The organism is Sphingopyxis sp. KK2, assembly GCF_001990265.1.
Taxonomy (GTDB): Bacteria; Pseudomonadota; Alphaproteobacteria; order Sphingomonadales; family Sphingomonadaceae; genus Sphingopyxis.
The window spans coordinates 1-3,458 of sequence record NZ_LYVN01000231.1 but is presented as its reverse complement, the minus strand read 5'-3'; the positions used below and the strand labels follow the sequence as shown (position 1 = coordinate 3,458).

Genomic DNA, 3,458 nt, shown 5'->3' with positions numbered 1-3,458 from the left:
CTCGACGCTCCAGCCGGTCGACACCGCGACCGTGGCCGCTGCGCCGCTCGTCTTCGTCGGCTACGGCGTCCACGCGCCCGAACGCGGCTGGGACGATTTCAAGGGCGCCGACCTTCGGGGCAAGGTCGCGGTCTTCCTGATCAACGACCCCGATTTTTCGGCGACGAAGGGCGAGGCCGCCTTCGGCAAGTTCGGCGGCAAGACGATGACCTATTATGGCCGCTGGACCTACAAGTTCGAGGAAGCCTCGCGCCGCGGCGCGATCGCCGCGCTGATCGTCCACGACACCGACGGCGTCGGTTACGGCTGGAACGTGGTAAAGGCGCCCGCCGGCGAAAATTACGGCCTCGTCGTGCCGCCCGAAAAACGCACCTCGCTCCAGCTCCAGGGCTGGATCGCGCATGATGTCGCCGACAAGCTCTTCGCCGACGCAAAGCTCGACCTCGCCAAGCTGCGCATCGCCGCGCGCCGCAGCGACTTCCGCCCCGTGCCGCTCCCCGGCGTCACGCTCGACGCGAGCATCCCGGTGACGCAGGCGGTCGTGCAGAGCCAGAACGTCCTTGCGAAAATCCCCGGCGCCAAGCGCCCCGACGAGGTCGTGATGTACGGCGCGCACTGGGACGCCTATGGCGAGGGCGCGCCCGACGCCAAGGGCCGCATCTACCGCGCCGGCGCCAATGACGACGCGCTCGGCGTCGCGGGCCTGTTCGAAATCGCGCGCAGCTTCAAGGCAGCACCGGCGCCCGACCGCAGCCTCGTCTTCGCCTTCTGGACCGCCGAGGAACGCGGGCTGCTCGGCTCCGAAGCCTATGCGCAGGCGCCGATCTACCCGGTCGAGAAAACCGTCGCCAACCTCGGCCTCGACATCCTGCAAACCGCGGGCCGGGCAAAGGACGTCATCCTCGTCGGCAAGGGGCAGGGCAGCCTCGAGGACGACCTCGCGCGCCTCGCCGCCAAACAGGGCCGCAGCGTCAGCGTCGAGAGCCTTCCCGAACGCGGCCTCTTTTACCGCGCCGACCATTTCTCGATGGCCAAGCGCGGCGTCCCCGTCCTCTTGATGATGGGCATCGCCGGCGCCTCGGACCTCGTCGAAGGCGGCAAGGAAGCGGGCCAGAAGTGGGTCGATGACTATACCGGCCAATGCTACCATCAGGCCTGCGACGCGTGGGACGAAAGCTGGAATCTCGATGGCGCGGTCGAGGATATCGAGCTCTTCCGCCAGATCGGCGACGAACTCGCGCGTTCGGCAAAATGGCCGGGCTGGAAGGACGGCAGCGAGTTCAAGGCGATCCGCGAGACGAGCGAAGCCGCGCGGAGATAGGCGCGCGATCGATCGGGATCGGAACGTTCGTCACCGTAGCGCCGTCGCCACCAGGCAGGGCGTCGCGTTGCGCGAGGATGTGTAAGGGCGGGACAGCTAGAAGCGCGCGTGTCCCGGGCAGTCGATGTCGGTGGGAACATCCATCGCCTTCAGCATCTTTTTGACGGCGTCATAATCGAAGTCCCAAACCTCGCTCCCGTCGCTATTCGGACCATAGCTATAGGGCTTCACTCGGATGTCGCCGCAGCAGTAGCACACCTCCAGTTCGCCGATCTGCTGCCCGCGCTTGTCGTAATAGCGAAAGAAGTGATGCGGAATATAGCAGGCGGGCATGCTGTATTTACCCATTTCCGAAGGCTTCGCCCGATAGCGGTGGACCGATTGATCGAGAATGGCCCTTTGTTCGGCCGTCAGCAAAATTCCGTCGGGATCGTTCATCAGCTGATTGACGCGCGGTGTCGCGCGATGGGGAACGCCTTCGACAAACAGGCGAACCTCGACTGCATCGGGCGCAGGCGACACCCGGACTCGCTCGCCGAAACGCAGCGCGCTCGATTCCGCGACGGGCTCTTCAACGGGCACTGGTTTGGCCGGCGGCGATGCCATCCCGTAGACGAGCGCTCCGATGGCCAGGATCAGTGTTGTAAGCAGAAGGAACGGCCAATATCTCATGCCCTGCCTCATAGGCCCGCTCCATGAACAAATGGTGCTTGGCTATCTTACCTCGCGCTCGACCAGCAGCTCGGTCGCGGGCTTCCGCCGCAACGCGACGATCAGCACCCCGGCCATTGCCAGCCCGCCGCCGATCGCCATGCGCAAATCGAAATGGTCGTGCGTGATCCACACCCCGAAGCCGATCGTCGCGAGCGGGGTCATCAAGGTCAGCGGCGCGAGCAAATTCGCCTCATAACGGTCGATCAGATAATAATAGACCGAATGCGCGCCGATCGACACGATCAGCGCGGTGAACAGCACCGCCGCGACGAAGGGCCAGCCGACCGCCAGCGCCGCCGCGACCTGCCCCTGTTCGACCGTCGCCGAGGCAAGGCCGAGCACGGTCACCGACACCAGCCCGACCCACGCCTGGAAGCGGAAGGGCGCGACATTGTCGACCTGCTTCATCAGCACCGCCCCCGCCGCGCCCGAAAAGGCCGAGGCGGCGATCAGCCACAGCCCCGTCGACAGCGCGAAGCCCGGCCGCCACGTCACGATCAGCACCCCGACGAGCGTCAGCGCAATCCCCAGCCCGCGCCGCCAGTGGATGCGCTCGCCGAGCACGAGCACCGACAGCAGCATCGTGAACGGCACCCCCATCTGCAGCACGATCGCGGCGGCCGAGGGCGAAGTGGTCTTGAGCCCGACGAACAGCAGCGCGAAACTGCCGCCGCCGAGGCACAGGGCGATCGCAATGATCCGCCACGCCGGGCGCGGCATCGGCAGCAGCCACGGCAGCATCACCAGCGCGACGATCGCAAAGCGCAGCGCCGCATAGAAAAGCGGCGGGATTGCCCAGCTGTCGACGATGATCTTGCTCAGCACATTGTTGAACGCCCAGATCAGGCAGACCGCAACAAGGAGGAGGAAGTCGCGAACGCGCACCATTTCACCCGCATGGCGGAAAGCCGACCGTCCGCACTCGCTGGGGGCGTTAGCAGATAGCAGCGATCATGGAACCCGCAGAACCGGGTAATAGCTATGCGGACTGATAGCCGGCAAAACCCCCGGGCCCCGTCATCCCGGACTCGACCCGGGGATGACGAATGGCGGCAAGCGACCGATTGCGGACAATCAAAAGTTAGCCGCCGGTTAAGTCCGTTCCACACTTGCTACAAGTGGCTGCGGGCCACGGTACGCTCCAACCAAATCCGCGTATAAAAACGGAACGGCCGCATTGCGGGCAGGAAATGAGAGAGCTCTTTAGGCCGAAATAGAGAAGCCAAATGATCGTCAAAGGTACGATCACTGCGAACAAAGCGTTGGACCGTAGCCCCACTGCATGTGCTGCTAACGGCACACCCCAAATCACAGCGAGGCCACAAAGAGCTGCTGCCGCCAGATGGCGTTTGCCGCGCTTGTAAGCGCTTCCCGATTGGGCGTTTTTCATATCTTCAATGATAGTGAAGATTACGTCCGCTTC

Annotated in this window: 4 protein-coding genes; 1 reads left to right on the top strand and 3 read right to left on the bottom strand. The window is 64.5% G+C overall.

The window, feature by feature from the left end:
* On the top strand, window positions 1-1,321 hold a 1,321-nt coding region (locus B1A78_RS20955), incomplete at its 5' end, for a M20/M25/M40 family metallo-hydrolase (RefSeq protein ID WP_077148792.1).
* 96 nt (window positions 1,322-1,417) lie between these two features.
* On the opposite strand, the gene B1A78_RS20950 is transcribed toward B1A78_RS20955, so the two are convergent.
* The 3 genes from B1A78_RS20950 to B1A78_RS23010 all read right to left on the bottom strand — a co-directional run.
* Window positions 1,418-2,005 carry a hypothetical protein gene (locus B1A78_RS20950; protein ID WP_144037946.1) on the bottom strand — a complete coding sequence of 196 codons (588 nt, stop codon included), beginning with the start codon at window positions 2,003-2,005 and terminating at the stop codon, window positions 1,418-1,420.
* 30 nt (window positions 2,006-2,035) lie between these two features.
* Entirely contained in the window at window positions 2,036-2,923 is an 888-nt protein-coding gene (locus tag B1A78_RS20945) for a DMT family transporter (RefSeq protein ID WP_256839731.1), read from the bottom strand.
* Window positions 2,924-3,116: 193 nt separating this feature from the next.
* Window positions 3,117-3,458, bottom strand: a 342-nt coding sequence (locus B1A78_RS23010) for a hypothetical protein (protein ID WP_218668019.1), incomplete at its 5' end; no start/stop codon positions are given.

Bases quoted from the DNA above. Each gene is read 5' to 3' on its own strand.
- B1A78_RS20945 (WP_256839731.1), bottom strand. From the start codon at position 2,923: ATGGTGCGCGTTCGCGACTTCCTCCTCCTTGTTGCGGTCTGCCTGATC.
- B1A78_RS20950 (WP_144037946.1), bottom strand. From the start codon at position 2,005: ATGAGGCAGGGCATGAGATATTGGCCGTTCCTTCTGCTTACAACACTG.